At 60.5% G+C, this 26,369-nt stretch carries 25 protein-coding genes (1 of these 25 running past the window's edge); 15 read left to right on the plus strand and 10 right to left on the minus strand.

All coding sequences use genetic code 11. The annotated features are described in order from the left end of the window. The 4 genes from AB4Z52_RS04205 to AB4Z52_RS04220 form a co-directional block, all read left to right on the plus strand. Positions 1–376, plus strand: partial view of an ornithine cyclodeaminase family protein gene (locus AB4Z52_RS04205; protein WP_442216660.1) — the 3' portion only. 584 nt of this gene lie to the left of the window's left edge; the window shows 376 of its 960 coding nt (coding positions 585–960); its start codon lies beyond the left edge, outside the window; the stop codon is at positions 374–376. Then, entirely contained in the window at positions 373–2,838 is a 2,466-nt protein-coding gene (gene hrpB / locus AB4Z52_RS04210) for an ATP-dependent helicase HrpB (RefSeq protein WP_442216661.1), read from the plus strand. The genes AB4Z52_RS04205 and hrpB overlap by 4 nt, the downstream gene beginning before the upstream one ends. Before the next feature lie 42 nt (positions 2,839–2,880). After that, positions 2,881–4,188: an ActS/PrrB/RegB family redox-sensitive histidine kinase gene (locus AB4Z52_RS04215; RefSeq protein ID WP_442216662.1), complete on the plus strand. Its 1,308-nt coding sequence runs from the start codon at positions 2,881–2,883 to the stop codon at positions 4,186–4,188. A gap of 73 nt (positions 4,189–4,261) precedes the next feature. Further along, positions 4,262–4,858, plus strand: a complete 597-nt coding sequence (locus AB4Z52_RS04220) for an ActR/PrrA/RegA family redox response regulator transcription factor (RefSeq protein WP_442216663.1) — start codon at positions 4,262–4,264, stop codon at positions 4,856–4,858. 7 nt (positions 4,859–4,865) lie between these two features. On the opposite strand, the gene AB4Z52_RS04225 is transcribed toward AB4Z52_RS04220, so the two are convergent. After that, positions 4,866–5,354, minus strand: coding sequence for an MmcB family DNA repair protein (locus tag AB4Z52_RS04225; protein WP_442216664.1), 489 nt, complete (start codon positions 5,352–5,354; stop codon positions 4,866–4,868). Between the two features lie 179 nt (positions 5,355–5,533). On the opposite strand from AB4Z52_RS04225, the gene AB4Z52_RS04230 reads away from it, so the two are divergent. Continuing rightward, entirely contained in the window at positions 5,534–6,208 is a 675-nt protein-coding gene (locus AB4Z52_RS04230; protein WP_442216665.1) for a L,D-transpeptidase, read from the plus strand. Between the two features lie 91 nt (positions 6,209–6,299). On the opposite strand, the gene AB4Z52_RS04235 is transcribed toward AB4Z52_RS04230, so the two are convergent. From AB4Z52_RS04235 to hslV, 6 genes are all read right to left on the minus strand, one after another. Further along, positions 6,300–8,471, minus strand: a complete 2,172-nt coding sequence (locus AB4Z52_RS04235) for a malate synthase G (RefSeq protein ID WP_442216666.1) — start codon at positions 8,469–8,471, stop codon at positions 6,300–6,302. 112 nt (positions 8,472–8,583) lie between these two features. Then, entirely contained in the window at positions 8,584–10,587 is a 2,004-nt protein-coding gene (locus tag AB4Z52_RS04240) for a hydantoinase/oxoprolinase N-terminal domain-containing protein (protein ID WP_442216667.1), read from the minus strand. A gap of 100 nt (positions 10,588–10,687) precedes the next feature. Beyond that, a complete protein-coding gene (locus AB4Z52_RS04245) occupies positions 10,688–12,085 on the minus strand; it encodes a cytochrome P450 (protein WP_442216668.1) in 1,398 nt (465 codons plus the stop codon). 44 nt (positions 12,086–12,129) lie between these two features. Continuing rightward, complete coding sequence (locus AB4Z52_RS04250) at positions 12,130–13,083, minus strand: DUF1402 family protein (protein WP_442216669.1); 954 nt, start codon at positions 13,081–13,083, stop codon at positions 12,130–12,132. A gap of 178 nt (positions 13,084–13,261) precedes the next feature. Then, positions 13,262–14,569: an ATP-dependent protease ATPase subunit HslU gene (gene hslU, locus AB4Z52_RS04255; RefSeq protein WP_442216670.1), complete on the minus strand. Its 1,308-nt coding sequence runs from the start codon at positions 14,567–14,569 to the stop codon at positions 13,262–13,264. Between the two features lie 44 nt (positions 14,570–14,613). Continuing rightward, entirely contained in the window at positions 14,614–15,141 is a 528-nt protein-coding gene (gene hslV / locus AB4Z52_RS04260; protein WP_442216671.1) for an ATP-dependent protease subunit HslV, read from the minus strand. Positions 15,142–15,354: 213 nt separating this feature from the next. Between hslV and hisB the strand changes: the two genes are divergently transcribed. From hisB to coaA, 7 genes are read left to right on the plus strand one after another with little or no spacing between them, the layout of a single operon-like run. Beyond that, positions 15,355–15,963: an imidazoleglycerol-phosphate dehydratase HisB gene (gene hisB / locus AB4Z52_RS04265; protein WP_442216672.1), complete on the plus strand. Its 609-nt coding sequence runs from the start codon at positions 15,355–15,357 to the stop codon at positions 15,961–15,963. 24 nt (positions 15,964–15,987) lie between these two features. Continuing rightward, entirely contained in the window at positions 15,988–16,464 is a 477-nt protein-coding gene (locus AB4Z52_RS04270; RefSeq protein WP_442216673.1) for a DUF2628 domain-containing protein, read from the plus strand. Between the two features lie 3 nt (positions 16,465–16,467). After that, positions 16,468–17,118 (plus strand): imidazole glycerol phosphate synthase subunit HisH, encoded by a 651-nt coding sequence (gene hisH / locus AB4Z52_RS04275; RefSeq protein WP_442216674.1) that lies wholly within the window; start codon positions 16,468–16,470, stop codon positions 17,116–17,118. 31 nt (positions 17,119–17,149) lie between these two features. Beyond that, positions 17,150–17,899, plus strand: coding sequence for a 1-(5-phosphoribosyl)-5-[(5-phosphoribosylamino)methylideneamino]imidazole-4-carboxamide isomerase (gene hisA / locus AB4Z52_RS04280; protein ID WP_442216675.1), 750 nt, complete (start codon positions 17,150–17,152; stop codon positions 17,897–17,899). Continuing rightward, the gene (hisF, locus tag AB4Z52_RS04285) at positions 17,896–18,684 is read left to right on the plus strand and encodes an imidazole glycerol phosphate synthase subunit HisF (protein ID WP_442216676.1); all 789 of its coding nucleotides are present in this window, start codon (positions 17,896–17,898) and stop codon (positions 18,682–18,684) included. The genes hisA and hisF overlap by 4 nt, the downstream gene beginning before the upstream one ends. Positions 18,685–18,701: 17 nt before the next feature. Further along, positions 18,702–19,025, plus strand: coding sequence for a phosphoribosyl-ATP diphosphatase (locus AB4Z52_RS04290; RefSeq protein WP_442216677.1), 324 nt, complete (start codon positions 18,702–18,704; stop codon positions 19,023–19,025). Next, a complete protein-coding gene (gene coaA, locus AB4Z52_RS04295; RefSeq protein ID WP_442216678.1) occupies positions 19,022–20,017 on the plus strand; it encodes a type I pantothenate kinase in 996 nt (331 codons plus the stop codon). Before AB4Z52_RS04290 ends, coaA begins: the two co-directional genes overlap by 4 nt. A gap of 9 nt (positions 20,018–20,026) precedes the next feature. On the opposite strand, the gene AB4Z52_RS04300 is transcribed toward coaA, so the two are convergent. From AB4Z52_RS04300 to AB4Z52_RS04310, 3 genes are all read right to left on the minus strand, one after another. After that, positions 20,027–20,635 carry an alpha-ketoglutarate-dependent dioxygenase AlkB family protein gene (locus AB4Z52_RS04300; RefSeq protein WP_442216679.1) on the minus strand — a complete coding sequence of 203 codons (609 nt, stop codon included), beginning with the start codon at positions 20,633–20,635 and terminating at the stop codon, positions 20,027–20,029. 67 nt (positions 20,636–20,702) lie between these two features. After that, the gene (gene arfB / locus AB4Z52_RS04305) at positions 20,703–21,140 is read right to left on the minus strand and encodes an alternative ribosome rescue aminoacyl-tRNA hydrolase ArfB (RefSeq protein WP_442216680.1); all 438 of its coding nucleotides are present in this window, start codon (positions 21,138–21,140) and stop codon (positions 20,703–20,705) included. 117 nt (positions 21,141–21,257) lie between these two features. Beyond that, positions 21,258–22,868 (minus strand): phosphoenolpyruvate carboxykinase, encoded by a 1,611-nt coding sequence (locus AB4Z52_RS04310; RefSeq protein WP_442216681.1) that lies wholly within the window; start codon positions 22,866–22,868, stop codon positions 21,258–21,260. A 353-nt stretch (positions 22,869–23,221) separates the two neighbouring features. Here AB4Z52_RS04310 and AB4Z52_RS04315 point away from each other — a divergent pair, with 353 nt between their 5' ends. The 3 genes from AB4Z52_RS04315 to AB4Z52_RS04325 all read left to right on the plus strand — a co-directional run bounded on the left by AB4Z52_RS04315 (position 23,222) and on the right by AB4Z52_RS04325 (position 26,274). Continuing rightward, a complete protein-coding gene (locus AB4Z52_RS04315; protein WP_442216995.1) occupies positions 23,222–23,953 on the plus strand; it encodes a response regulator transcription factor in 732 nt (243 codons plus the stop codon). A gap of 81 nt (positions 23,954–24,034) precedes the next feature. Then, positions 24,035–25,825: a stimulus-sensing domain-containing protein gene (locus AB4Z52_RS04320; protein WP_442216682.1), complete on the plus strand. Its 1,791-nt coding sequence runs from the start codon at positions 24,035–24,037 to the stop codon at positions 25,823–25,825. Beyond that, positions 25,822–26,274, plus strand: a complete 453-nt coding sequence (locus AB4Z52_RS04325; RefSeq protein ID WP_442216683.1) for an HPr kinase/phosphorylase — start codon at positions 25,822–25,824, stop codon at positions 26,272–26,274. The genes AB4Z52_RS04320 and AB4Z52_RS04325 overlap by 4 nt, the downstream gene beginning before the upstream one ends. Positions 26,275–26,369 lie beyond the last annotated feature (95 nt).

Genomic DNA, 26,369 nt, shown 5'->3' on the forward strand with positions numbered 1-26,369 from the left:
CGCGACGCTGTCGAGCCAGCCGCTGATTTCAGGCGAATGGCTGAAACCGGGCGCACATCTGGATCTGGTCGGCGGTTTCACACCCCACATGCGCGAGGCGGACGACACGGCGATCCGGCGGGCCAAGGTCTTCGTCGACACGCGAGCGGGGGCCATGAGCGAGGCGGGCGACATCGTCCAGCCCTTGAAGAGCGGCGCGCTCACCGCCGAGACCATCCATGCGGAGCTGGCGGAACTCGTCGATGGAACTAGGCCGGGACGCCTTGACGATCGAGACATCACCTTGTTCAAATCTGTCGGCGCTGCTTTGGAAGATCTAGCGGGAGCGATCCTTGCATACGAACACGTGACCGGCGCGACTGACGCCAGACAATGATCCCCTTTCTTCCCGATCTACCGGTCTCTCATGTTCTTGCCGATATCGCCGCAGCACTTGCCGATCATCGGCGCGCTGTGCTGTCGGCGCCGCCCGGCGCCGGCAAGACGACGCTGGTGCCGCTGCATCTCCTTGGCGAGACCTGGCGCGGCGATGGCAAGATCATCCTGCTCGAACCGAGACGGCTGGCAGCGCGGGCAGCCGCGGCGCGGATGGCCTCGCTGCTTGGCGAGCAGGTGGGCGAAACGGTCGGCTATCGCATGCGGCTGGACAGCCGCATCTCCGGCAGGACCCGCGTCGAGGTGGTGACCGAAGGTGTGTTTGCGCGGATGATCCTCGACGACCCGGAATTGTCAGGCGTCTCTACCGTCATCTTCGACGAATTTCACGAGCGCTCGCTCGACGCGGATTTCGGACTGGCGCTGGCTCTCGATGTACAATCGGCGTTGCGCGAAGATCTCCGGATCCTCGTCATGTCGGCCACACTCGACATAGACCGCGTTGCAAGTTTGCTTGGAAATCCGCCCGTCATCGAGAGCCGCGGCCGGAGCTTCCCGATTGATGTCCGCTACCGAGATCGCCCGGGTGGCGAGCGGGTCGAAGACGCGGTGACGCGGGCGATCCTCGATGCTCATGGCGCCGACGAGGGTTCCATCCTCGCCTTTCTGCCGGGACAGGCCGAGATCACGCGCACCGCGGAACGCCTGCAGGGCCGCTTCGGACCGGAGACCGTGATCGCGCCTCTATACGGCAATCTCAGTCAGAGTGAACAGGATGCGGCGATCCGCCCGGCACCCAGGGGTACACGCAAGATCGTGCTTACCACTTCGATCGCCGAGACCTCTATTACCATCGACGGGGTGCGGATCGTCATCGACAGCGGCATGCAGCGGCTGCCCGTCTTCGAAGCTTCGACCGGAATCACGCGACTCGAAACGGTGCGCGTTTCCCGCGCTTCCGCCGACCAGCGGGCCGGCCGCGCCGGCCGCACTGAGCCGGGCATCGCGATAAGGCTTTGGCATCAGGGCCAGACGGCTGCACTTCCCGCCTTCACACCGCCACAGATCTTTTCAACAGATCTCGCCGGGCTGGCTCTCGACCTGGCGCATTGGGGCGTGCAGGACCCGGCGGCGCTGGCCTTCGTCGACCAACCGCCAGCAACGACGCTCAGTGAGGCCCGGGCGCTGCTGAGGCAACTCGGGGCGCTCACCATAGAAAACGGGCTGACAGCCCGTGGCAGACTGATGCGGGAACTGTCACTGCCGCCAAGGCTCGCGGCGATGGTGATCTCGGCAGCAGACTTCGGCCAGGGACGTGAGGCGGCTTTGCTCGCCGTACTTCTGACGGAACAGGGGCTCGGCGGACCAAGTGTCGATCTTGAAGACCGGCTTCGGCGTTTCAAATCGGAAAGAGGGGAGCGGGCTGAGGCGGCGCGGAAACTGGCGGGGCGACTTGCCCACGCTGCAAGAGACAAGAAGGTTGGGTCGCCGGAGCCTGTCCTTGCCGGGCAATTGCTGCTCCACGCATTTCCCGATCGCATCGCGCTGCAACGGGGCGGGCGCGGGCGTTTTGTCATGGCCAACGGTCGGGGTGCGGAGCTGCCGGAGACGGAGCGCCTCTCCGGCTGCTCGATGCTTGTGATCGCGGACCTGACCGGGCGGGCGGCGCAAGCGCGCATTCTGGCGGCGGCCGAGATATCACGCATGGATGTCGAGGCGCACCTGCCGGGCGAAATCAAGACCGAGGAGCAATGTGTCTTCGACAGGGCGAGCCGTCAGGTGCGCGCCCGACGGGTGACGCGGCTCGGGGCAATCATCTTCGACGAGACGCCGCTGCCGCGACCATCAGGCGAGCGTGTTGTGAGGGCGCTCGCCGAGGGCGTGCGTGATCTCGGGCTTGAGGTGCTGCCGTTCTCCAAGGAGGCGGCGCAATTGCGCGACCGGATCGGTTTTCTTCATCGCACCCTCGGCGATCCCTGGCCTGATATGGGCGCAGACGCGCTGCTTGAGCGACTTGACGAGTGGTTCGTCCCATTCCAGGCAGAGGCGCGCGGTCTTGCCGATATTTCGCCTGGTGGGCTTTCGAATGGGCTGCTGTCGCTGGTGCCGCACGACCTGCAGCGCGAACTTAGCCGGCTGGCGCCGACGCATTTCGAAGCGCCGACCGGGCAGCGGCATCCGATACAATATGATGGCGGGGAGCCGCTACTGACGATCCGCGTCCAGGAGCTGTTCGGCTTGAAGCAGCATCCCGCAATTGGGGGTGGCCGGTTGCCACTGGTGTTGGAGCTCACCTCGCCTGCCCACCGGCCGATCCAGACGACCCGCGATCTTCCGGGGTTCTGGGCCGGATCCTGGAAGGATGTGCGCGCCGATATGCGTGGGCGATATCCCCGCCATCCCTGGCCGGAAGACCCTGCGACAGCAGTGCCAACGACAAGGGTGAAACCGCGTGGTACATGAGCCCCGCCCCGGCTTTCAGAGGGGCTCAAAGGACAGGGTCTGATGGCAGACACGGACGCAAAGCTTCCGGACGACTATCACAAAAGCAGACGACTGCGATTGCAGACGCTGGTGCGGCTGCGCTGGCTTGCGGTCTGCGGCCAGACGGCAACCGTAATGATCGTCGCCTTCTGGCTCAAGTTTCCACTGCCGCTGCTGGCTGCGTGCGTGTTGATCGCCTGTCTTGCCTGGATCAACTTCTTCCTGACATTGCGCTATCCTGCGACGCATAGACTGGAGCCGCCGGCAGCCTTTGCCCTGCTCGCGCTTGACCTTCTGCAGCTTTCCGGGCTTCTTTTCATTACCGGCGGCCTTGCCAATCCGTTTTCGGTGCTGGTCTGCGTGCCGGTTATCATCTCCTTTGCCTCCCAGCCGATCCGCTACAGCATGGCGCTGATCGCCTCGGCGATGATCTGCATCACCGCGTTGGCGTTCTCGCCGTTCCATCTTCCCTGGTATGAAGGGGCGGAGATCAACGTTCATAACGTCATGCAGCTTGGCGTCTGGTGTGCCATCGCCTCAACCATGGCCTTTGCCGCCTTCTACGCCTATCGCGTCTCGATGGAGGCAAGCCAGCTGGCGGACGCACTGGCAGCAACAGAGCTGGTTCTGCAGCGGGAAAAGCACCTGTCGCAGCTCGACGGGCTTGCCGCCGCTGCCGCCCACGAGCTCGGTACGCCGCTCGCAACGATCAGCGTTGTCGCCAAGGAGATGGAAAGAGAGCTCGGACACGACGAGCGCTACCGCGAGGACGTCGCGCTGCTGCGCAGCCAGAGCGAGCGTTGCCGCGACATCCTGCGCCGGCTAACGACGCTGTCATCTGAAAACGAAGCGCATATGCGACATCTGACATTGTCCTCGATGATGGAGGAGGTTATCGCGCCGCATCGCGAGTTCGGCATTAATCTTGAGCTGATAGAGAAGAATCCACGAGCTGGCGAGCCGGTACTGAACCGCAATGCCGGCATCATGTACGGGCTCGGCAACCTGATCGAAAACGCCGTGGATTATGCGCGCGAAAAGGTGACGGTGACCGTCGAATTCAATGCGGAGACGCTGACAATCCTGATCGAGGACGACGGCGTCGGCTATGCGCCTGAAATCCTGACGAGGATCGGCGAGCCCTACGTCACCAGCAGACCGCGGGATGATACTGCCGGCGGCCTCGGACTTGGTCTCTTCATCGCCAAGACATTGCTGGAGCGCTCCGGTGCGTCGTTGACCTTCGGCAACCGCGATCCGGAAGCGCCCGGCGCCCGTATCAGGATCGAATGGCCGAGGATGTTGATCGATAGCAATTCGACAAAATGAATTTGCAGGCCTAAAACGAGAATGAGAAATACTGCAATTGAGGAGGCGGCGTGGCCGCCGGGATCGTGTAGGAATGATTGAGGTAAGTGAAGATGTGCGCGGCGAACCGCTCGCTGCTGCCCAAAGCTTAGTGGACCACATCGGGCCGGATGCAAGCCTCCTGATCGTTGACGACGATGGGCCGTTTCTGCGCCGGCTGGCGCGCGCGATGGAAACGCGGGGATTTCTGGTCGAGACGGCCGAATCGGTGGCCGAAGGCGTTGCCAAATCGAAGAGCCGCCCGCCTAAATATGCGGTCGTTGACCTCAGACTTGGTGACGGCAACGGGCTCGACGTCATAGCGGCCATCCGGCAGCGTCGCGACGATACCCGCATCATCGTTCTGACCGGTTACGGCAACATCGCGACAGCCGTGACAGCCGTGAAGCTGGGTGCCCTCGACTATCTTGCCAAACCGGCCGATGCGGACGATGTGTACCTGGCCTTGACGCAGCGTCCGGGCGAGAAGGCGGATGTGCCGGAAAATCCGATGTCGGCGGACCGCGTTCGCTGGGAGCATATTCAGCGTGTCTACGAGATGTGCGAGCGAAACGTCTCTGAAACAGCAAGACGGCTCAACATGCATCGCCGGACATTGCAGCGGATTCTCGCCAAGCGCGCGCCGAAATAGGTGTCGCTTATTCGATCGGAAAGGACTTGCCGGTCGCCCATTCCGCCATCAACAGGCGTTGAGCGGCAACCCGGGAAAAATTGAGCGTGACGGCCTTGCGCGTTGCCGGCGGCAGACGATGTTCCGGCGCTTCCCTGATCATATGCGCACCATAGCCATCAGAGAGAAACAGGCCGCAGTCCTGCGGAAAGATGTCGAGCGGAACATCCTTGTGGGTCGCAAAGAAGAGGCGGTCACAATGGAGCCGATAGTCTGGCCATTTGCGATCGACCCGGAAGTCTTCGATCGAAGTCTTGATCTCGACGATCCATATCTCTCCCCTTTCCGACACCGAAATCAGATCGGCGCGACGCCCAGAGGCGAGCGGCAATTCCGGCAGCACTGCATGGCGCATCTCGTGAAGCAACAACTGCATGCCTTTGCGAACAAGCAGCGCTCGGTCGGACTGGCGACCGTCTATTAACGGATTACTATTATAAACAGTCAAAATGGTCATGATCATCACTCCGGCTGCACCAAGAATTGTTGCAAAAAAACCATGCGGTTCCAATTTGCGTCGGACTTGATCTTTGTTGTGCAGCAGTCGCTTGCAAAGGCGCATTATATCTAAAATAAACCGTAGTCAAAGATGGTTGATGCAATCCCTCTTTCCAACCCACAACCCGAGAGACATTCATGCGCCTCCGCAATGCAATGACCGTATTCGGCCTTGTCGCGACAGTTGCCGCGGCCGGCTACGCAGCGACCGCTACGGCCGCGCCGATCAGCTCAGCAACCTCCTCCGTCGAAACGCTTAAGACCTTCGATAGCGACTATGGCGTGACCAGCGATGCCGGCTTCTCCCTTCCGGCGATCCCGATCCAGAAGGTCAAGCCTGAGTTCCGCCGCCAGATGGTCACCTTCCAGAGCAGCGAGGCGCCCGGCACGATCATCGTCAACACGCGCGAACGCCATCTTTACTACGTTCTGGCCGACAACCAGGCGATCCGTTACGGCATCGGCGTCGGCAAGCAGGGCTTTGCCTGGTCGGGCAACGCCTATGTTGCGTGGAAGCAGGAATGGCCGAGCTGGCACCCGCCGAAGGAAATGGCCGAACGTAAGCCGGAAGTCGCCAAATATGTCGATGACGGCATGAACCCGGGCCTTGAAAATCCGCTCGGCGCGCGCGCGATGTACCTCTACAACGACAAGGGCCAGGATACTCTCTTCCGCCTGCACGGCACGCCGGAATGGGCATCAATCGGCACCGCAGCTTCCTCTGGCTGCATCCGCATGATCAATCAGGACGTTATCGACCTCTACAAGCGCGTCCTGCCGGGCCACACAACAAAGGTTGTCGTGATCCAGTAGCAGCAACCATAGCCGATATTTGAAAATGGCCGCTGGATGGATCATCCGGCGGCCATTTTGTTTGTCGGCGTTTTTGGTCAGGCAATCTGGCTTAAGCGTGCTGCTTGGCTTTGAGTTCAAGCCTTCTGCGATGCAGAACAGGTTCGGTGTAGCCGTTCGGCTGTTCGCGGCCCTTCAAGACGAGGTCGAGCGCCGCCTGAAACGCCACCGATCCTTCGAAGTTGCCGGCCATGGCGGCATATTCCCGATCGGTGGCATTCTGCTGATCGACCACCGCAGCCATCCGTTTCATGGTCTCGACGACCTGCGCCTCGGTCACCACCTTGTGATGCAGCCAGTTGGCCATGTGCTGCGCCGAGATTCTAAGCGTGGCACGGTCCTCCATCAGGCCGACATTGTTGATGTCAGGCACTTTCGAGCAGCCGACGCCCTGGTCGACCCAGCGTACGACGTAGCCGAGGATACCTTGCGAATTGTTGTCGAGCTCGCGCTGGATTTCCTCCGGCGTCCAGTTGGGACGGACGGCGACCGGTACGGAGAGAATGTCGGAAAGCCTGGCGCGCGGACGACCCTTCAGGGCTTTCTGCACCTCGGCGACGTTGACACGATGATAGTGCGTGGCATGGAGCGTTGCCGCGGTCGGTGACGGCACCCAGGCCGTGTTGGCGCCGGCCCTTGGATGCGCGATCTTCTGTTCCAGCATCGCCGCCATCAGATCCGGCATCGCCCACATGCCCTTGCCGATCTGCGCGTGGCCGGACAGGCCGCATTCAAGCCCGATATCGACATTCCAGTTCTCATAGGCGGCAATCCAGGCGGCCTGCTTCATGTCGCCCTTGCGGATCATCGGGCCTGCTTCCATCGAGGTGTGAATCTCGTCGCCGGTGCGGTCGAGGAAGCCGGTGTTGATGAAGACGACGCGCTCGCGGGCGGCACGGATTGATTCCTTGAGGTTGATCGTCGTGCGACGCTCCTCGTCCATGATGCCCATCTTGATCGTGTATCGCGGCATGCCGAGCATATCCTCGACGCGGCCGAATATCTCAGCTGCGAACGCGACCTCTTCGGGGCCGTGCATCTTCGGCTTGACGACATACATCGACCCCTGGCGCGAGTTCATATGACGGCCGCTCGGACCGATGTCGTAGAGCGCGATCAGGCCTGTGATCGCGGCATCCATGATGCCCTCGGGTACTTCGTTGCCATCGCGATCGAGGATGGCGGGATTGGTCATCAGATGCCCGACGTTGCGGATCAGCATCAAGGACCGGCTGCGCAGCGCGAAGCTCGTGCCATCCGGAGCCGTATAATCGACGTCGGGATTGAGCCGACGGATGAAGCTCTTACCGCCCTTTGCGACCTCTTCCGTCAAATCACCTTTCATCAGCCCGAGCCAGTTGCGATAGACGACGGCCTTGTCTTGCGCATCCACTGCCGCGATCGAATCCTCGCAGTCCATGATCGCCGTGATTGCCGATTCGAGCCTGATGTCGGAGATGCCGGCGGGATCGGTCTTGCCGATCGCAGTCGTGGCGTCGATGACAATCTCGATGTGAATGCCGTTATTCTTCAAAAGGATATGGGTGGGGCTGGCTGCATCTCCGAGATAGCCAGCAAAATGTTGCGATGCGGAGGTCAGGCTGTGCCTACCATCAGCCGCGGCAAGCACCAGCTCGCCATCCCTGACGGCAAAGCCGGTGACATCGTTCCAGCTTGCATCCGATATCGGAACGGCGGCATCAAGGAAGTCCCGGGCCCAGGCGATGACCTTTTCGCCCCTCCTTGGATTGTAGCCCTTGCCCCTTTCGGCGCCATCCGCTTCCGCAATCGCGTCCGTGCCGTAAAGCGCGTCATAGAGCGATCCCCAGCGAGCGTTGGCGGCATTCAGCGCATACCGCGCATTCATGACCGGCACGACCAGTTGGGGGCCAGCGACCACGGCAATCTCGTCATCGACATTGGATGTCGAGACGGAAAAATCAGGGCCTTCTGGGATGAGGTAACCAATATCGCGCAGGAACCCCTCATAGGCCTCCATATCGCTCGGCGCACCATTGCGACGATACCAATCGTCGAGCGATGCCTGCAAGGCGTCGCGCCTGGCGAGCAGCGCGCGGTTCTTCGGTGCAAGGTCGTGGACGATCGCCGAGAGGCCGGCAAAGAAGCTATCCGGATCGACGCCGGAGCCTGGCAGTGCCTCATTGATCAGAAAATCATCAAGCACCTCTTCGATCGCAAGCCCATTTCTGTCAATGCGGTCCATGCCATTTACTCCTGATGCCGACGTCGGTTCTCTTTGGCTGCCAATTTGCGAGCGCTGCCGCTGATAGTCAATTTATCCGTGGTCCGAAAATGCCAGGGATCGCATGGCACGATCACTCGGCGGCGATCCGAGGTCGCCCGCTGGCGGTCGCGATGAACCGCGCCTCGATCAGCTTGCGCGAGCCTTCGATGTCAGCGGCGTCGACCTCCTCGACGATCGAAACAACCGGATCAGCGGCGCCGTTCAGACGTGCCTGCTCGAGTGCGACCGCCCTGGCTCGGGCTCGCGCCGCCTCGAAACCCTTGGCTTCGTCGATAAACCGCAGCGTTTCTCCGGCGCCGTTGAGGATGAAAATTCCGTCCTCCGGCGCCGTGATAAAGACTGTCGCGCTTGTGCGCACCTGGCTGACGACCGCGCCGATGGCGTTTGCCACGTCCGCGTCGGCGGGAATGGCGCTTTCGCTGCCAAGCATTTCAGCGATCGCCGGATAGTAGACGGAGGCGGAAGCACCGAGCCCGACCAGCGGCCGATCGAGCGCGACGGCGAAGCGGACGATACCCGGCTGCCGTTGCAGAGCCCGGTCAATCGCTTTGGATTTGGCAGGATCCAGATCGCCAACCCCGTCTTCAGACAGGCAAGCAGCAAGGATGACCTCCGCTGACTGTCGCGTCAGCCGATCGACAATCTTCTTGGCAAGGTCCTCGACCGTCGAGGCTATCGGGCGAGCCGACCCATCCTTGATGCGGCAACCAAGGGCGAGGCCCAATTGCGCGGCTTCCACATTCCATTGCTCTTGGCGACCGAGGGCGTGCATGGCATCGGACGGCGTCAGGCCGCAGAGATGGACCAGACCGCGAGCGACAAGGCGGTCGAGGGTCGCCTTCTGCGGTGTTGACGTCAGAAGCTGGTCAAGTGCCACCGGGACCATGCCTATCTTGTCGAACAAGGCCTGTTCCTGAGGCTGGAGACCACTTGCCAAGTGATCCGGCACGCCGGTCCGAACCGCGAAGCGGCCATCATTGCGGCCGAGGTGAGGGCTGCGCACCTGCCGCTGCAAGACAGGGAGGATCGCATCCGGGTGGGTTTCGGCGGCAAGGCTTAGCGGCAGAAGGCGACGCGGGCCGAGTTCGAACGCTACGGCGAGGCCTCGTTCGTTGATGCGCACCTCGGAATCCCCGCCGAGCCCATAGGTCCGCATTGCAACGGCCTCGACCATGGTGCGATAGCCACCGACGACGGCACCGTCCGCATCCAAACGTGGCCGCCCGGCTTCCATCACTGCTACATCGGTCGTCGTGCCACCGATGTCAGAGACAACGGCATTATCGAGACCCGTCAGGTAGCGCGCGCCGACAAGGCTCGCGGCGGGGCCGGACAAAATAGTTTCGATCGGGCGCAGCTTTGCCTCGGACGCCGAGATCAAAGCGCCGTCGCCACGCACGACCATCATCGGGGCTTCGATACCGCGCGCTGCCAGGAAGTTCTCGCAGGCGCCGACCAGCCGGTCGATCATCGAGACCAGGCGGGCATTGAGAAGGGTCGTCAATGCCCGGCGCGGGCCGCCGAGCTTCGAGGAAAGCTCGTGGCTGCAAGTGACTGGCAGGTGTGAGATCTCCCGAATTCGATCACGCACGCGGATTTCGTGAGCCGGATTCCGCACCGCGAAATAACCTGCGACGGCGAAGGAGGACACACCTCTTGCCAGTTCCGGCAGGACTTCGTCCAAGGCCGCCAATTCGAGCGGGTTTTCGTTCCCGTGAACATCATGGCCGCCCTCCAAGTAGACGACCGGATCGGACCCAAGCGCGTCGGCAAGACCGGCACGCTTCAGATCATCCGGACCAAAACCGATCATGACGAGGCCGGCGCGCCCGCCCTGGCCTTCGACAAGGGCATTGGTCGCGAGCGTCGTCGAAAGCGACACAAGGCTGATCGCCGAGGCATCGACGCCAGCCTCAGAAATAACCGCGTCGACCGCGCCAGCGATACCGATTGCCAGATCGTGCCGCGTGGTCAGCGACTTCGCCTTGGCGACAACGCCGCGGATCTCATGGAAAAGGACGGCATCCGTGTAGGTTCCACCGGTATCGATGCCGAGCAGGAAATGGGAAGTCACGCGCTGATCAAGTCCCTGAAGCGGAAGGTTCCCGCGTTTATTGCACTGTTTGCTTCACGATGGCTAGCCAAGGAGCGGCAGATTGAAGCCTTGCTCTGGTCTAGCTTCGACGAGAGACCAGCATGGGCAAGCCTCCCTGCGGCTGTGTCGTCAGCTTCTGTACCGGCCACGGATTGGTGTCGGCGGTCACATCAAAGCGAAAGCGATGCATCAAGACAGCGAGCGCTATGACGGCCTCCTGAAGGGCGAATGTCGCGCCGATACAGACGCGCGGACCGGCACCGAACGGTAGAAACTGGAAGCGATTGATGCCGACGCGATTCTCCGGCAGGAAGCGCTCAGGCATGAAGGCCCGCGGCTTTTCCCAATAAAGCGCGTGGCGATGCAAGGTCCATGGCATGATCAGGACTGTGACCCCGGCCGGAATGTCGACGCGCTCCCCGGTCGGGCTGGTCCATTGGTCGGTCGCTATGGCGGCGCGGTTGATAGATGGCGCCGGCGGATAGAGTCGCATGGTCTCTTCAAAGGCTGCGCGGACATGGGGCATGAGATCCAGCCACTCCACCGGCTCGACACCCGTTGCCAGGACGCGATCGATTTCCTCTTCCATCTCGACGCGGACATGCGCGACATTGGCGACGCAGTAAAGACACCAGGCAAGCGCCCTTGCGGTCGTCTCGTGGCCGGCGCCGATGAAGGTCAGGATATTGTCCTCGATCTCTTCCATGGTCAGCCCATCGGGGCCTGATTGCTCAAGGAGCAGCGTCAGGAAATCGTCCGGTGCGGCAGCGCGATCCGCCTTCATCTTGTCGAGGCGCAAGTTCATGGTATCGCGGACGATGCTGCGGAATTTGTCGAGGACCTTCTGGCCGCCGATGCGCGTGATTCGGGGAACCCACGATGGTGCTCGCAGCAGATCCATCGGGTCGACGCGACCCATGCGATGCAATAGCTGATTGACGTCGTCGGCAAAATGGCCGCTGGCAGTGACAATTTCGCCGGAAAACAACGTGTCGGCGAGGATCGCAAAGGTGAGTTCGGTCATGTCAACGGCGATGTCGAACCGCTTGCCATCAACACCAACCGACTGGTATTTCGCCGCATATTCCTCCGTCTGCTTCAGCATCTGGCCCGCAAAGCCGCGGGCATGCCTCGGTGTGAAGACCGGAGCCAGTGCCTTGCGCGAGCGTTTCCACACCTGCCCCTCAGCAGTCAGCAAACCGTCGCGCAGGATCGGTCGGAGCACGAGCTGGCGAATGTCCGACATGCGATAATTGGCGGCGTTGTCGACCAGCACATGCTTGATCAGCCCGGGATCGTTGACGATCAGCGTGCTTTCGCGAAAGAAGCGCGTGTGTATCCACGGCAATGTGTAGGAGGGCTCGCCCCAAAGCTCGAGCGGGTTGCGCAAGATCGTGCGGATGATTTCCAACCGCGACGGCGGAACGTTTCGCGGGGTTGGAGCGGGCGGCGTGAAGGGCTCGGGGCTCATATCCATGAGATCGCCATTAGAAGAATTCCTCGTGCCCCCGCTTGGCGAGCTTAGAGCAGGGATTTGAGGTCGTCGAGCTTCTCGTTGATCAGCCAGCCATAATAGTTTTCCTCAGGCCAGACCGGCTGGCCGGCACCCCGGTTTCTAGCAGCAAGCGCTGCGGCACGCTTGCGAGGATTGCCCAGATTGTAGAGCGTGGCGGTGAGGCCCGGATTGTTGGAGATGTCCATGCCGGCGATCGAGCGATAGTCATCAATTGAAGTTTTGACCTCGGCGGCGATAAAGGCAAGCGACAGGTCCGGATCCATGATCGCGTGGTAGACGTCGGCCGCCTTTTTCTCGTCAAGCTTGGGAATGCCCGAGATCCTGCTCACCGCGTCCGAAAGCATCAGAGCCGTCAGCGGATTGATCTGGCCGAGCCCGAATGTCTGCCCGGCATAGAAAGGCTGGAAAAACACCGCGCTGAACCTGTTGTTGGGAAAGGATTTTCCGTCGATCGTCTTGCCGCGGAAATCCTCCTCCCAGACGTCTTCCCTGCAGGTCCAGAGACCGTAGGATTCGCTCTTACCGTTGCACCGGGCAAATTGCGGCCGAGCTACGAAATCATCGACGTCCTCGCCATTATAGGCAAAACGAAAGCTCTCGCCGGCATAGGATGCCGCCTTGATGTAATAGGACTGCAAGCCGTCATAGGCGTCGACATTGTAGGTGTGCTCGCCGACGATCGCGCCGATCACATGGATCGGTTGGATATCATAGGCCCGCGATACCGCCTTGATCTTCGATATGAGTTTCTTGTCGGTTGCCAGGAGCTCGCGGACTTTCTGGTACTTGCGCTCGAAGGTGCCGTTCGTCCCCTTGGTGCGACGAACGGAGGCGCCTGGAATGTCGGGTTGCTCTGCATTGCGATTGCCCGGCGGCACGGTGAGAAGGCCCGCTGCGTTCGCTGGAACCCAGGAGAGGCTGAACACGGCCACAAGGAGGGAAATCAGAATGCGTCGCATGATCGGTTGCCCTGTCGAAATATCATCTTATGTTTCACTGCGGCTGCGTGGATCATAAACTTGGCCGAATGATGCCGGTGCCGCAATTTCCATACACGGAAACGGGCCCTTCACTAAAAAGTAAAGGGCCCGCTGTCGAGGGTCGTCTTCGAATATTCGGCCTGGCCGATCCGTCGAACTAGAGGATATAGCGCGACAGATCGGTATTGCCGGCAAGATCGCCGACATGCTCCTTCACATAATCGGCATCGATCGTCACCGAGGTGCCGCCCCGATCGGGTGCGTTGTAGGAGATTTCGTCCAACACGCGCTCCATGACGGTCTGCAGACGGCGCGCGCCTATATTTTCCACCGACGAGTTCAGATGAACGGCGACATCAGCCAGAGCATCTAGCGCACCGTCGGTGAAATCGAGCGTCAGCCCTTCCGTTTCCATCAGCGCCTTGTACTGGCGGATGAGACTTGCCTCGGTTTCCGTCAGGATGCGGCGAAGATCTGCCTTGGTCAGCGGCTTCAGCTCGACGCGGATCGGCAAGCGGCCTTGAAGTTCCGGCAACAGGTCCGATGGCTTGGAGACATGGAAGGCACCGGAGGCGATGAAGAGGATATGGTCCGTCTTGACCGGGCCGTACTTCGTCGCGACCGTCGTGCCTTCAACCAGCGGCAGCAAATCCCGCTGAACGCCTTCGCGCGAAACGCCGGCCCCGACGCCGCCGTCGCGGGCAGCGATCTTGTCGATTTCGTCAAGGAAGACGATGCCGTCGTTTTCAGCGGAGCGGACGGCTTCGCGCTGGATGACTTCGTTGTCGATCAGCTTGTCGGATTCATCGCGGATCAGGTCCGCATAGGATGCCTTGACGGTAGTGCGCACCTTCTTAGTGCGATTGCCCATGGCCTTGCCGAACATTTCCGACAGGTTCAGCACGCCGATATTGGCGCCTGGCATGCCGGGAATCTCGAAACCGGGAGCGCCCGAACCGCTGTCGGCGACCTCGATGTCGATTTCCTTGTCATCGAGTTCACCGTCGCGAAGCTTCTTACGGAAGTTCTCGCGCGTCGCCGGCGACGACGTCGAGCCGACAAGCGCGTCAAGAACGCGCTCCTCCGCACTCATATGGGCTTTCGCCTGGACTTCGCTGCGCTTCTTTTCGCGCACCAAGCCGATGCCGACCTCAACCAAATCGCGAATGATCTGCTCGACGTCGCGGCCGACATAGCCGACTTCAGTGAATTTGGTGGCTTCCACCTTTATGAAAGGCGCGCCTGCGAGCTTGGCCAGCCGACGGGATATTTCCGTCTTGCCGACACCGGTCGGGCCGATCATCAGGATGTTCTTCGGCATCACTTCCTCACGCAGGAAGGGCTCGAGCTGCTGGCGGCGCCAGCGGTTACGCAGTGCGATTGCGACGGCGCGCTTGGCCTCATGTTGGCCGATAATATAGCGGTCGAGTTCGGAAACGATCTCGCGGGGAGAAAAAGTGGTCATCTTATGGGTTTCCCGTCAGGGCTAGAAACGATCAGGAAAGGAAATCAGCCTTCGGTGTCGAGTGTTTCGACGACGACATTGTGGTTTGTGTAGACACAGATGTCGGCCGCGATATCCAGCGCTCGACGGGCAATCTCGTCTGCCGACTTGTCGCTGTCCATCAAGGCGAGTGCTGCTGCCAAAGCATAGTTGCCGCCGGAGCCGATTGCAGTCGCTCCGTGCTCGGGCTCCAGCACATCGCCGTTGCCGGTGAGCGCCAGCGTGATCGACTTGTCGGCGACCAACATCATTGCCTCGAGGTTGCGTAGATATTTGTCGGTCCGCCAGTCCTTGGCCAGCTCGACGGCGGCGCGCATTAGCTGTCCTGGATATTGCTCCAGCTTCTTTTCGAGCCGATCGAGAAGCGTGAAGGCATCCGCCGTCGCGCCGGCAAAGCCTGCTATGACGTCGCCTTTGCCGATGCGGCGAACCTTGCGGGCGTTGCCCTTCATCACGGTTTGGCCGAGGCTGACCTGGCCATCACCGGCCATCACGACCTGGCCACCTTTCCGCACTGTTATGATTGTTGTCATGAAACACCTGTCTTTGCCCGATCCCGGGCGCTGTCGAGGGGCCGTGCATCGGCCCTGTCGAGACCTATGTAAGTCGGCTTCCCACGATTGCAAATGGCCTTCATTTCCGAATCGTGACAGAGGCGTTGCCAAAGACGAGCTGCCGTCATGTAACTTCTGGATATTTCCTGATGTGCCTGATAAGGAACGGCCATAATTCCGATGGAGCAGGCCATGGCAGAGACCGTTGCGAGCCGCACGGCAAGCATTTCCCGCAAGACGAACGAGACCTCGGTGTCGGTTTCCGTCGTTCTCGACGGTACCGGAAAATCGACGATTTCGACGGGCGTGGGCTTTTTCGATCACATGCTCGATCAGCTTTCGCGCCACTCCCTGATCGACATGGAGATCGAGACCAAGGGCGACCTGCATGTCGACGATCATCATGCCGTCGAGGACACCGGCATCGCCATCGGCCTGGCAATCGCCAAGGCGCTCGGTGATCGCCGTGGCATTGCGCGCTACGCCTCGATCGACCTTGCCATGGACGAGACGATGACCAAGGCAGCGGTCGACCTTTCCGGCCGGCCCTTTCTTGTCTGGAATGTGGCCTTCACCTCACCCAAGATCGGCACCTTCGATACCGAGCTGGTGCGCGAGTTTTTCCAGGCGCTGGCGCAGAATGCCGGGATCACGCTGCACGTCCTCAATCACTATGGCGCCAACAATCACCATATTGCCGAGACATGCTTCAAAGCTGTTGCCCGCGCGCTCCGTGTGGCAACCGAGATTGACCCAAGGCAGGCAGGCCGCATTCCCTCGACCAAGGGCACGCTCGCCTAAGCCGTTCACGAGCATAGCAAGACGATGGCAAGCTACCTTATCCTGACACCGGCGAGCGGGCCGGGCAAAGACCATGAGAACACTCGCTTCATCCGCGACGGTTTTTCGCTGCTCGCCTTTTTCTTCCCCTGGATCTGGTTGCTTTGGCAGCGGCTGTGGCTTTCCGGGATAGCTGCGTTTCTTCTCCAGATGTTTGGCCTCGCTCTGATTGGCAAGGCTGCCCTGTGGCCGGCCGGCATTGCCATTCTCCTTGGCGTCAGCCTGCTTGCTGCGGTCGAGGGGCGCAACCTTGTTGCCCGGAGGCTCGTTGCAATGGGCTGGAAGGAAACCGGGCTGGTTTCGGCGCGCCGGCTTTCGGAGGCCGAAGAGATTTATTTTGCCGAAATTCCTGATGAAATGGCTACGAATATTCCGTCGGTGTATTGGGATATTCCGACACACGGCACCGGCAATTCCGGTGGCGCGGCGCTCGGCCTCATCGGTTATGACGGAGGGCGCTGAGCGATGCACGTCGTCATTATCGACTATGGCTCCGGAAATCTCCGATCCGCCACGAAAGCGTTCGAACGAGCCGCCCGCGAGGCCGGTATCGACGCCGAGATCGAATTGACCGACCGGGCCGACCGCGTGGCGACGGCCGACCGGATTGTTCTTCCCGGTGTTGGCGCCTATGCGGATTGCCGCCGGGGGTTAGATGCCGTCGACGGGATGACCGCGGCACTGGTCGAGGCTGTCGAGCAAAAGGCACGACCTTTCCTCGGCATTTGCGTCGGCATGCAGCTGATGTCGTCGCGTGGTCTCGAGAAGACGACGACGCAGGGCCTAGACTGGATCAGCGGCGATGTTATTGAGATGACGCCGGACGATGCCCTCTTGAAAATCCCGCAGATCGGCTGGAACACGCTGGATCTGCGAAGCCCGCACCCGCTTTTTGATGGCATCCCGACCGGGGCCGAGGGACTGCATGCCTATTTCGTGCACTCCTACCACCTGGCAGCCGACAATCCTGGCGACGTCATAGCGACTACGAATTACGGCGGGCCTGTCACTGCCTTCGTCGGGCGCGACAATATGGTTGGCTCGCAGTTTCACCCCGAGAAAAGCCAAAAACTCGGCCTTGCCCTGATTGCCAATTTCCTGCGCTGGAAGCCTTGACGGCTTCGCGCATCGAACGGACCCAGATATCATGATCCTTTTTCCAGCAATCGACCTCAAGGATGGCCAGTGTGTTCGCCTGAAGCTCGGCGACATGGCGCAGGCGACCGTCTACAATCCCGACCCCGCGGCGCAGGCGAAAGCCTTTGAGGACCAGGGCTTCGAATGGCTGCATGTGGTCGACCTCAATGGCGCCTTCGCCGGTACAAGTGTCAACGGCGATGCGGTCGATCGCATCTTGAAGGCGACGAAAAATCCGGTGCAACTTGGTGGTGGCATCCGCACGCTCGATCATATCGAAAGCTGGCTGGCGCGCGGGCTAAGTCGCGTCATCCTCGGCACCATCGCGGTTCGCGATCCGGCGCTGGTGATCGAGGCTTGCCGCAAATTTCCAGGCCGGGTTGCCGTCGGAATTGACGCCAAGGGCGGCAAGGTTGCCGTCGAGGGCTGGGCCGAGGCCTCGCAGCTCGGCGTGATCGAATTGGCACGCAAATTCGAGGGCGCTGGCGTGGCGGCGATCATCTATACGGATATCGACCGGGACGGCATTCTTGCCGGCATCAACTGGGCTTCGACGCTCGAGCTTGCCGATGCGGTCTCGATCCCCGTCATCGCTTCGGGTGGCCTTGCATCGCTTGACGACGTCAGGCGCATGCTCGAGCCGGACGCGCGCAAGCTCGAGGGTGCGATTTCCGGCCGTGCGCTCTATGATGGCCGGATCGACCCGGGCGAGGCGCTGGCGCTGATCAGGGCCGCTGGCAGCAAGGAAGCAGTGCTATGACACTCAAGGCTCGCATCATTCCCTGTCTCGACGTCAAGGACGGGCGTGTCGTCAAAGGCGTCAACTTTTTGAATCTCATCGACGCCGGTGATCCGGTCGAGGCTGCCAAGGCCTATGATGCGGCGGGCGCCGACGAGCTGTGCTTCCTCGACATCACGGCCTCGTCCGACAATCGCGACACGATCTTCGACGTGGTGACCCGCACTGCTGAGCAATGCTTCATGCCGGTGACGGTCGGTGGCGGGGTTAGAACCATCGCCGATATCCGCAAGCTACTGCTCTGTGGCGCCGACAAGGTTTCGATCAACTCGGCAGCTGTCGCCAATCCCGACTTTGTGACAGAAGCTGCCGACAAGTTCGGCAATCAATGCATCGTCGTCTCGATCGATGCGAAGCGCCGCCGGAGCCAGGGGGTTGGGGGCGATAATCTCAGCGCGTGGGAGATCTACACGCATGGCGGCCGAAACGCGACGGGGATCGATGCCGTCGAGTTCGCCTGGAAGATGGTTGAGCGCGGCGCCGGCGAGCTTCTGGTAACCTCTATGGATCGTGACGGCACCAAGGTCGGCTACGACCTGGAATTGACCCGGGCGATCGCCGATGCCGTCCGCGTTCCGGTCATTGCATCCGGTGGCGTCGGCGACCTTGACGACCTCGTTGCCGGCGTCAAGGACGGGCATGCCAATGCCGTGCTGGCGGCGTCGATTTTCCACTTCGGCACCTATTCGATTGGGCAAGCAAAGCGCTATATGTCGGAGCGTGGCATCGCCATGCGCCTGGACTGAGCCCTGAAAGAGACGATATGAACGGCTTTTCCCTTTCCGATCTCGAGAAAATCGTAGACGAGCGCTCGAGAGCGGCACCGCAGGAATCCTGGACCGCAAAGCTTGTGTTGGGTGGTCAATCGAAGGCGGCAAAGAAGCTGGGCGAGGAAGCAATCGAGACCGTCATGGCAGCTGTCATGAACGACCGCGACAACCTCACCTGTGAGGCCGCCGATCTCCTCTATCATCTGATGGTTGTTTTAAAGATTGCCGACATTCCGTTAGAGAATGTTATGGGCGAACTTAAGAAGCGTACCGTTCAATCCGGCCTTAAAGAGAAGGCCAGTCGGCAGAATTCATGACGATAGCAACCCAAACCACCGCAGCGCCGGAACCGCTCGACCATTTCCAGGCCAACGCCTATTCGCCCTATCATTTCTTCTCGTCCGAGGAATGGTCGCACTTCCGTGCCGATACGCCTCTGACGCTGACGGCGGACGAGGTGACGCGGCTGCGCTCGATGGGCGACCCGATCGATCTCGACGAGGTTCGGCGGATCTATCTGTCACTGTCGCGCCTATTGTCCTCGCATGTGGAATCCTCGCAGATCCTGTTCGAGCAGCGCAACCGGTTCCTCAGCCTATCCGATGTCGCCAAGACACCCTTTGTCATCGGCATCGCCGGTTCCGTTGCAGTCGGCAAGTCGACCACGGCGCGTATCCTGAAGGAGCTTTTGCGCCGTTGGCCGTCGAGCCCAAAGGTCGATCTGATCACGACGGATGGTTTCCTGCACTCGAACGTGGAGTTGCAACGGCGAAACCTCATGCAGCGCAAGGGTTTTCCCGAAAGCTACGATACCGGCGCGCTGTTGCGCTTCCTGTCGGCCATCAAGGCCGGCCAGCCCAATGTCAAGGCACCCTGCTACTCGCACCTCGTCTACGATGTGCTGCCGAACGAATACAAGATCGTCGATCGTCCTGACATTCTGATTTTCGAGGGGATCAACGTGCTGCAATCGCGGCATCTGCCCGCCGATGGCAAGATTGTGCCGATGGTTTCCGATTTTTTCGATTTCTCGATCTACATCGACGCCGATGAACATCTGATCCGCGACTGGTACGTACATCGCTTCATGAACCTGCGCGAGACCGCCTTCCGCGACCCCAATTCCTTCTTCCATCGCTACGCCTCGATTACCGAAAAAGAAGCCCTGGCGACCGCTGAGGGGCTCTGGAAGAACATCAACCTCAAGAACCTGCGCCAGAACATCCTGCCGACCCGCCCGCGCGCCGATCTGATCCTGCAGAAGGGCCATGACCACCTCATCGAGCAGGTGGCGCTGCGAAAGCTTTGATCCACGTGGTCATGGATTGACGCGGCGAAGCGTCAGATTGATGCGTCCGCCGTTTTTCAGCAAGGTCGAGGTCGACGGATAGATGCGGTCGACGCCGTGGAAACAGAGCCTCCCCTGGCCGCCGAGCACAACGATATCGCCGCTGGAAAGCTTGAAGGATAGCGTGCGATCTGTCCGTTGCGTGCCGCCGACGCGGAAAAGACAGGCGTTGCCGAGCGAGACAGACAGGACAGGAGCGCCAAAATCCTTTTCGTCGCGATCCTGATGGAGACCCATCTTGGCGTCGTCGGAGTAGAAATTGATCAGGCAGGCCTCGGGGGGTAGGGCATAGCCAGCTATATCTCTCCATAGGGCGAGCAAATCTTGCGGAATAGCCGGCCAGGGTCGACCCGTTACAGGATGCGTCGGCTGGTAACGATAACCGCCTGCCTTGTCCGTCATCCAGCCTAGCGATCCGCAATTGCTCATTCGCACCGACATCGGCTTGCCGGTTCCAGGCATGGCCGGGACATAAAGCGGCGCTTCTGCAACGATTGCACGCACGGTGTTAACGAGCGCCTCCTGGCGAGGACGGTCCAGATATTCGGGCAGATGTCTAATTCCATTGGGCAGCAGCATGAGCATCTTTCCGTCGGCGGGGGTCGAGACTAGCGCGATAGGCGGATCACGCCCGGCAAGAAGCCGCCTACTCGCCGCCTGAGGCTTTGCCGCGCATCTTCTTGACCTCGGCGCGACCGGATTTTTCCTTCAGCCGTCGTTCGATCGAGCCCTTCGTCGGTTTGGTTTTCCGCCGCGGTGGCGGCGGAGGTTCGGCAGCCTTCAGGACCATTTCCTTCAAACGTTCGCGCGCATCCTCCCGGTTGCGGTCCTGACTGCGGAAGCGGCTTGCCTCGATCATCAGCACGCCCTCCTTCGAAAGACGCCGGCCGGCCAGCTTCATCGCGTTCGCCTTGACGCGGTCGTTCATCGAAGGCGAGTTCTGGATATTGAAGAACAGCTGGACTGCCGTCGAAACCTTGTTGACGTTTTGACCGCCGGGGCCGCCCGCAAGCACGAACTGCTCCGTCAGCTCCCAACCGGCGATGGTGATCCTGTCATTGATATAAAGCGCGTCGCTGGCCATGATGTTCTCCGCGCCCGTCTATCCCATATCGGCGCGCGGTTGAAAACAGGTCACCGCTGAAATTGAAAAACCCGGCGGGATGCCGCCGGGTTTCACGTGAATCGTCAGTAGCTTGCGTTATTCGGCGGCTATCGACAGTCCCGGTGCTGCGTTGCGCACGTTGCCGTCAACATGATCTTCGAACTTGGTGAAGTTGGCGGTGAACATCTGCACTAGCTTTCCTGCCTGCGCATCGTAAGCCATCGCATCCGGCCAGGTCGAGCGCGGGTCCAGAATACTGCTTTCGACGCCGTCAACGGCCACTGGGACCGCAAAGCCGAAGTTGGCATCGGTTCGGAGCGCGACGTTGTCGAGCTCGCCTTTCAACGCGGCGGCCAACAATGCGCGCGTCGCCTTGATGGGCATGCGCCGACCTGTCCCGTAAGCTCCGCCGGTCCAGCCTGTATTGACCAGCCAGCATTTCACACCGTGGCGACCGATCAATTCCTTCAGCAGATTGCCATACTCGGAAGGATGGCGGGGCATGAACGGCGCCCCAAAGCATGTCGAGAACGTCGCTTCCGGCTCGGTCACGCCCTTTTCCGTGCCGGCTACCTTCGCGGTGTAGCCAGAAAGGAAGTGGTACATCGCCTGCTCCGGGGTCAACCGTGCAATCGGCGGCATGACACCGAAGGCATCCGCCGTCAGCATGATGATCGTCTGCGGATGGCCCGTCATGCCGCTTTCAGACGCGTTCGGAATGAAATGCAGCGGATAGGCGCTCCGGGTATTTTCCGTGAGCGAGCCGTCATCCAGATCCGGAATGCGCTCTTCGTCGAGAACGACGTTTTCAAGGACGGTACCGAAACGGCGCGTTGCCGCATAGATTTCCGGCTCTGCGTCGGCCGAGAGACGGATCGTCTTGGCATAGCAGCCGCCTTCAAAATTGAAGATACCGTTTTCGCCCCAACCATGCTCGTCATCGCCGATCAGCGTCCGGTTCGGATCCGCCGAAAGCGTGGTCTTTCCAGTGCCCGAGAGACCGAAGAAGACCGCCGCATCACCATCAGGCCCGACATTGGCGGAACAATGCATCGGCATGACGTGCTTTTCCGGCAGCAAGTAATTCAGCACGGTAAAAACCGATTTTTTCATCTCACCGGCGTAGGACGTGCCGCCAATCAGAACCACACCGTTGACGAGATCGCAGGCGATGACGGTTTCGCTCCGGCAGCCGTGACGCTCTGGATCAGCACGGAAACTCGGCAAATCGATAATCGTCAGCTTGGGAACAAACTGCTCCAGCGTCGACCGATCCGGCCGGATCAGAAGATTGCGGATGAACAGCGAGTGCCAGGCAAATTCGGTGACGATGCGTGACGGCAAGGCGTAATCGATATCAGCGCCGCCGATGAGGTCCTGGACAAAGAGCGACCTGCCCTGCGCATGTGCGAGCATGTCCTCCTGCAACAACGCGAAGTGTTCAGGCGACATCGGCTTGTTGTTGTCCCACCAGATCTGGTCTTCGGTCGTGCTGTCTCGGACAACGAACTTGTCTTTTGGTGAGCGGCCGGTGTGCTGGCCGGTGATAGCCCGCAGTGCCCCATGGGCGGTCAGGTCGGCTTCGCCGCGGCGAATCGCCTCCTCGTATAGCGCGGCCTCCGAAAAGTTATAGCGAATGCTCTCCGCATTGCTAAATCCGATCGTCTCCAGCCCTATCGCCGGGTTGTGCACTCCTAACACCTGCATCGTTTATCTTCCTTTGCTGAAGCCGTCGTGATGGGAAAGTAAACGAACGGTAGAGACGTTTATTTCAAAGCACAAGAGCAAATATTGTTAAAAGCATAATGATATCAGATATTTAATCGATTTAAATTTGGACTGTTATTTTTAAATCGTTTGAAAGACAGAAATTGTCGTTGTCGCGGGACGCAACTTTAAATTGGTACGCGTCAAAGACGTCGATACCGCCCCTTTATCTTTGCCACAATTTGTTCCACCTTTATCCCCCATAAGCGCGCCTTGTAAGCCGACCGAGCTGGCAAGCCACCTGGCTGGAAACCTGTTCCGGGAGATGCGCATTGATGACGGAGATGAACACCATGCTGACAATCGCGCTCGTTGACGACGACCGCAATATCCTGACTTCCGTCTCCATTGCTCTGGAAGCCGAGGGATATAAGGTCGAGACGTATACCGACGGCGCCTCTGCGCTCGACGGTCTTCTGGCTCGCCCACCGCAGTTGGCGATCTTCGACATCAAGATGCCGCGCATGGACGGGATGGAGCTGCTTCGCCGGCTGCGCCAGAAATCGGACATCCCGGTTATCTTCCTTACGTCGAAAGACGAGGAAATCGACGAGCTGTTCGGCCTGAAGATGGGCGCCGACGACTTCATCACCAAGCCTTTCTCCCAACGGCTGCTGGTGGAGCGCGTCAAGGCGGTGCTTCGCCGCGCCTCCAACCGCGAGGCTGCGGCGGCAGCCGGTGGCGGCGGAACGCCGAAGGCTGGCGCCGTGCTGCAGGCTCGCTCGCTGGAGCGGGGGCAGCTCGCCATGGACCAGGAGCGGCACACCTGCACCTGGAAGGGCGAACCGGTGACGCTGACGGTCACGGAGTTTCTCATTCTGCATTCGCTGGCTCAGCGGCCCGGCGTCGTCAAAAGCCGCGACGCGCTGATGGATGCCGCCTATGACGAGCAGGTTTATGTGGACGACCGTACGATCGACAGCCACATCAAGAGGCTGCGAAAGAAATTCAAGATGGTCGACGTCGACTTTGATATGATTGAAACACTCTACGGAGTGGGGTATCGCTTCCGCGAGGCGGCCTGATGGCCGCCCGCTGACGGCGCGACTATGAAATAAGGGCTTTTGGGTAGGATTGCCGGTCCTGTCCTTCGAAAGGGCCGAAGCTTGGCACAGCTGGTGCAGCACAGAGACATCGACGACACGGATAGCCCGACCGGTGCCCGCACTGCCGGCCGGCGCTGGACGCATCCGTTCACGATCATCCGGCGGATCTTCGGAAATGCCGTCTTCTCGAGTCTGACACGGCGCATCCTCTTCTTCAACCTGACGGCACTTGTGGTGCTTGTCGGCGGTATTCTCTACCTCAACCAGTTCCGCGAAGGATTGATCGATGCCCGTGTCGAAAGCCTTCTGACGCAGGGCGAAATTATTGCCGGCGCCGTTTCGGCCTCCGCCTCCGTCGATACCAATTCGATTACCATCGACCCGGAGAAGCTTCTCGAGCTTCAGGCCGGGCAAAGCATCACGCCTGTACCGAACGACGAGGACCTCGAATTTCCGATCGACCCGGAAAAGGTCGCGCCGGTTCTCCGGCGCCTGATCTCGCCGACGCGCACGCGCGCGCGCATCTTCGACGCGGACGCAAATCTCCTGCTAGATTCGCGCCATCTCTATTCCCGCGGCCAAGTGCTTCGGTTCGACCTTCCGCCAGTCGACGACGAGGTGCAAAACTGGTCCGACTGGTTCACCGGCCTGCTCAACAAGATGCTGCAGCCAAGCAACCTGCCGGTCTACAAGGAAGCCCCCGGCGGCGACGGCTCTATCTATCCGGAGGTGATGAATGCCCTGACCGGCGTTCGAGGTGCCGTCGTGCGCAGCACCGAAAAGGGCGAACTGATCGTTTCCGTCGCAGTGCCGATCCAGCGTTCGCGAGCGGTGCTCGGCGTACTGCTGCTGTCGACGCAGGCCGGCGACATCGACAAGATAGTTCACGCGGAGAGGCTTGCGATCATGCGCGTCTTCGGGGTCGCGACGCTGGTGAACGTCGTGCTGTCGTTGCTTCTGTCCTCGACGATTGCCAATCCGCTTCGACGCCTCTCGGCGGCAGCAATCCGGGTTCGGCGAGGCTCGAAGGAGCGCGAGGAAATTCCGGATTTTTCCGCGCGCCAGGACGAAATCGGCAATCTTTCCATAGCGCTGCGTGAAATGACGACCGCCCTTTATGACCGGATCGAGGCGATCGAGAGTTTCGCGGCCGATGTGAGCCATGAGCTCAAGAACCCGCTGACGTCGCTTCGCAGCGCCGTGGAGACCTTGCCGCTTGCCCGTAACGAGGACAGCAAGAAGCGGCTGATGGATGTTATCCAGCACGATGTGCGTCGCCTCGATCGTTTGATCAGCGATATATCGGATGCCTCGCGGCTTGACGCCGAGCTTGCCCGCAGCGATGCCGAACTCATCGACATGGAGGTTCTTCTGCGCGATCTCGTTGACCTGTCGCGGCAGGTTCGCCACACCAAGAAGGCGGTCGAGATCGAGTATGTCGTCGAGCGCAAGGCGGGGCCCAAGACAAAGTTCACGATTAACGGCCATGACCTGCGCATAAGCCAGATCATCACCAACCTGATCGAGAATGCGCGCTCCTTCGTACCTGTCGACGGCGGCAAGATCATCGTGCGGCTGGTGCGGACGCGGACGCGCTGCGTTGCCTACATCGAGGATAACGGCCCTGGCATACAGGCAGAGGATATCGACCGGATCTTTGAACGTTTCTATACCGATCGGCCGGAGGCGGAGGGCTTCGGGCAGAATTCTGGGCTCGGGCTTTCGATCAGCCGCCAAATCTCCGAGGCGCATGGCGGCTCGCTTCGGGCTGAGAACATCGTCGATCCGGAAAGTGGTGCGACACGGGGCGCCCGCTTCATCCTGTCACTGCCAGCCGAAGCGCACACATGACGAAGCAATCGGCCAACATCCACGGCACCGCGATCGTTGTCGGCGGTACCGGCCTGCTCTTCCTCGGACCGTCTGGAGCTGGAAAGACGTCGCTTGCCTTCCTTTGCCTTGCCGCCGCCAAGCCGCTTGGACTGTCTGCAGCGCTGGTGGCCGATGATCGTGTTCTCATATCGGCGCGCGACCACTGTCTATCGGCCGAATGCCCGCCTTCGATTGCCGGGCTGATGGAAATCCGCGGTACCGGGATCGTCCGGTTGCCCCATGTTTCTCACGCCCAAATGCATTGCGCCATACTGCCGGTCGATCCCTTGACGGCGGAGCGACTTCCCGAGGAAGACGAGCGGATAGAGGTCCTTGAGAATGTTTCCTTGCCAGTCATCAGACTTTTCGCAAGCTCTCCCAATCCACTCGCCATCATCATGGCAAAAATAGCGATCGGGACAGCCTGATAATCCCTTGAGCTTGGCGGCGGGCACCCCATTTATGCATTTTTGGCTTGCACTTCGACTTTTCATGGCCAAGATGTGCCCCCACCGGTGGACGC

Source organism: Rhizobium sp. 2YAF20 (assembly GCF_052114685.1).
GTDB lineage: Bacteria > Pseudomonadota > Alphaproteobacteria > Rhizobiales > Rhizobiaceae > Rhizobium.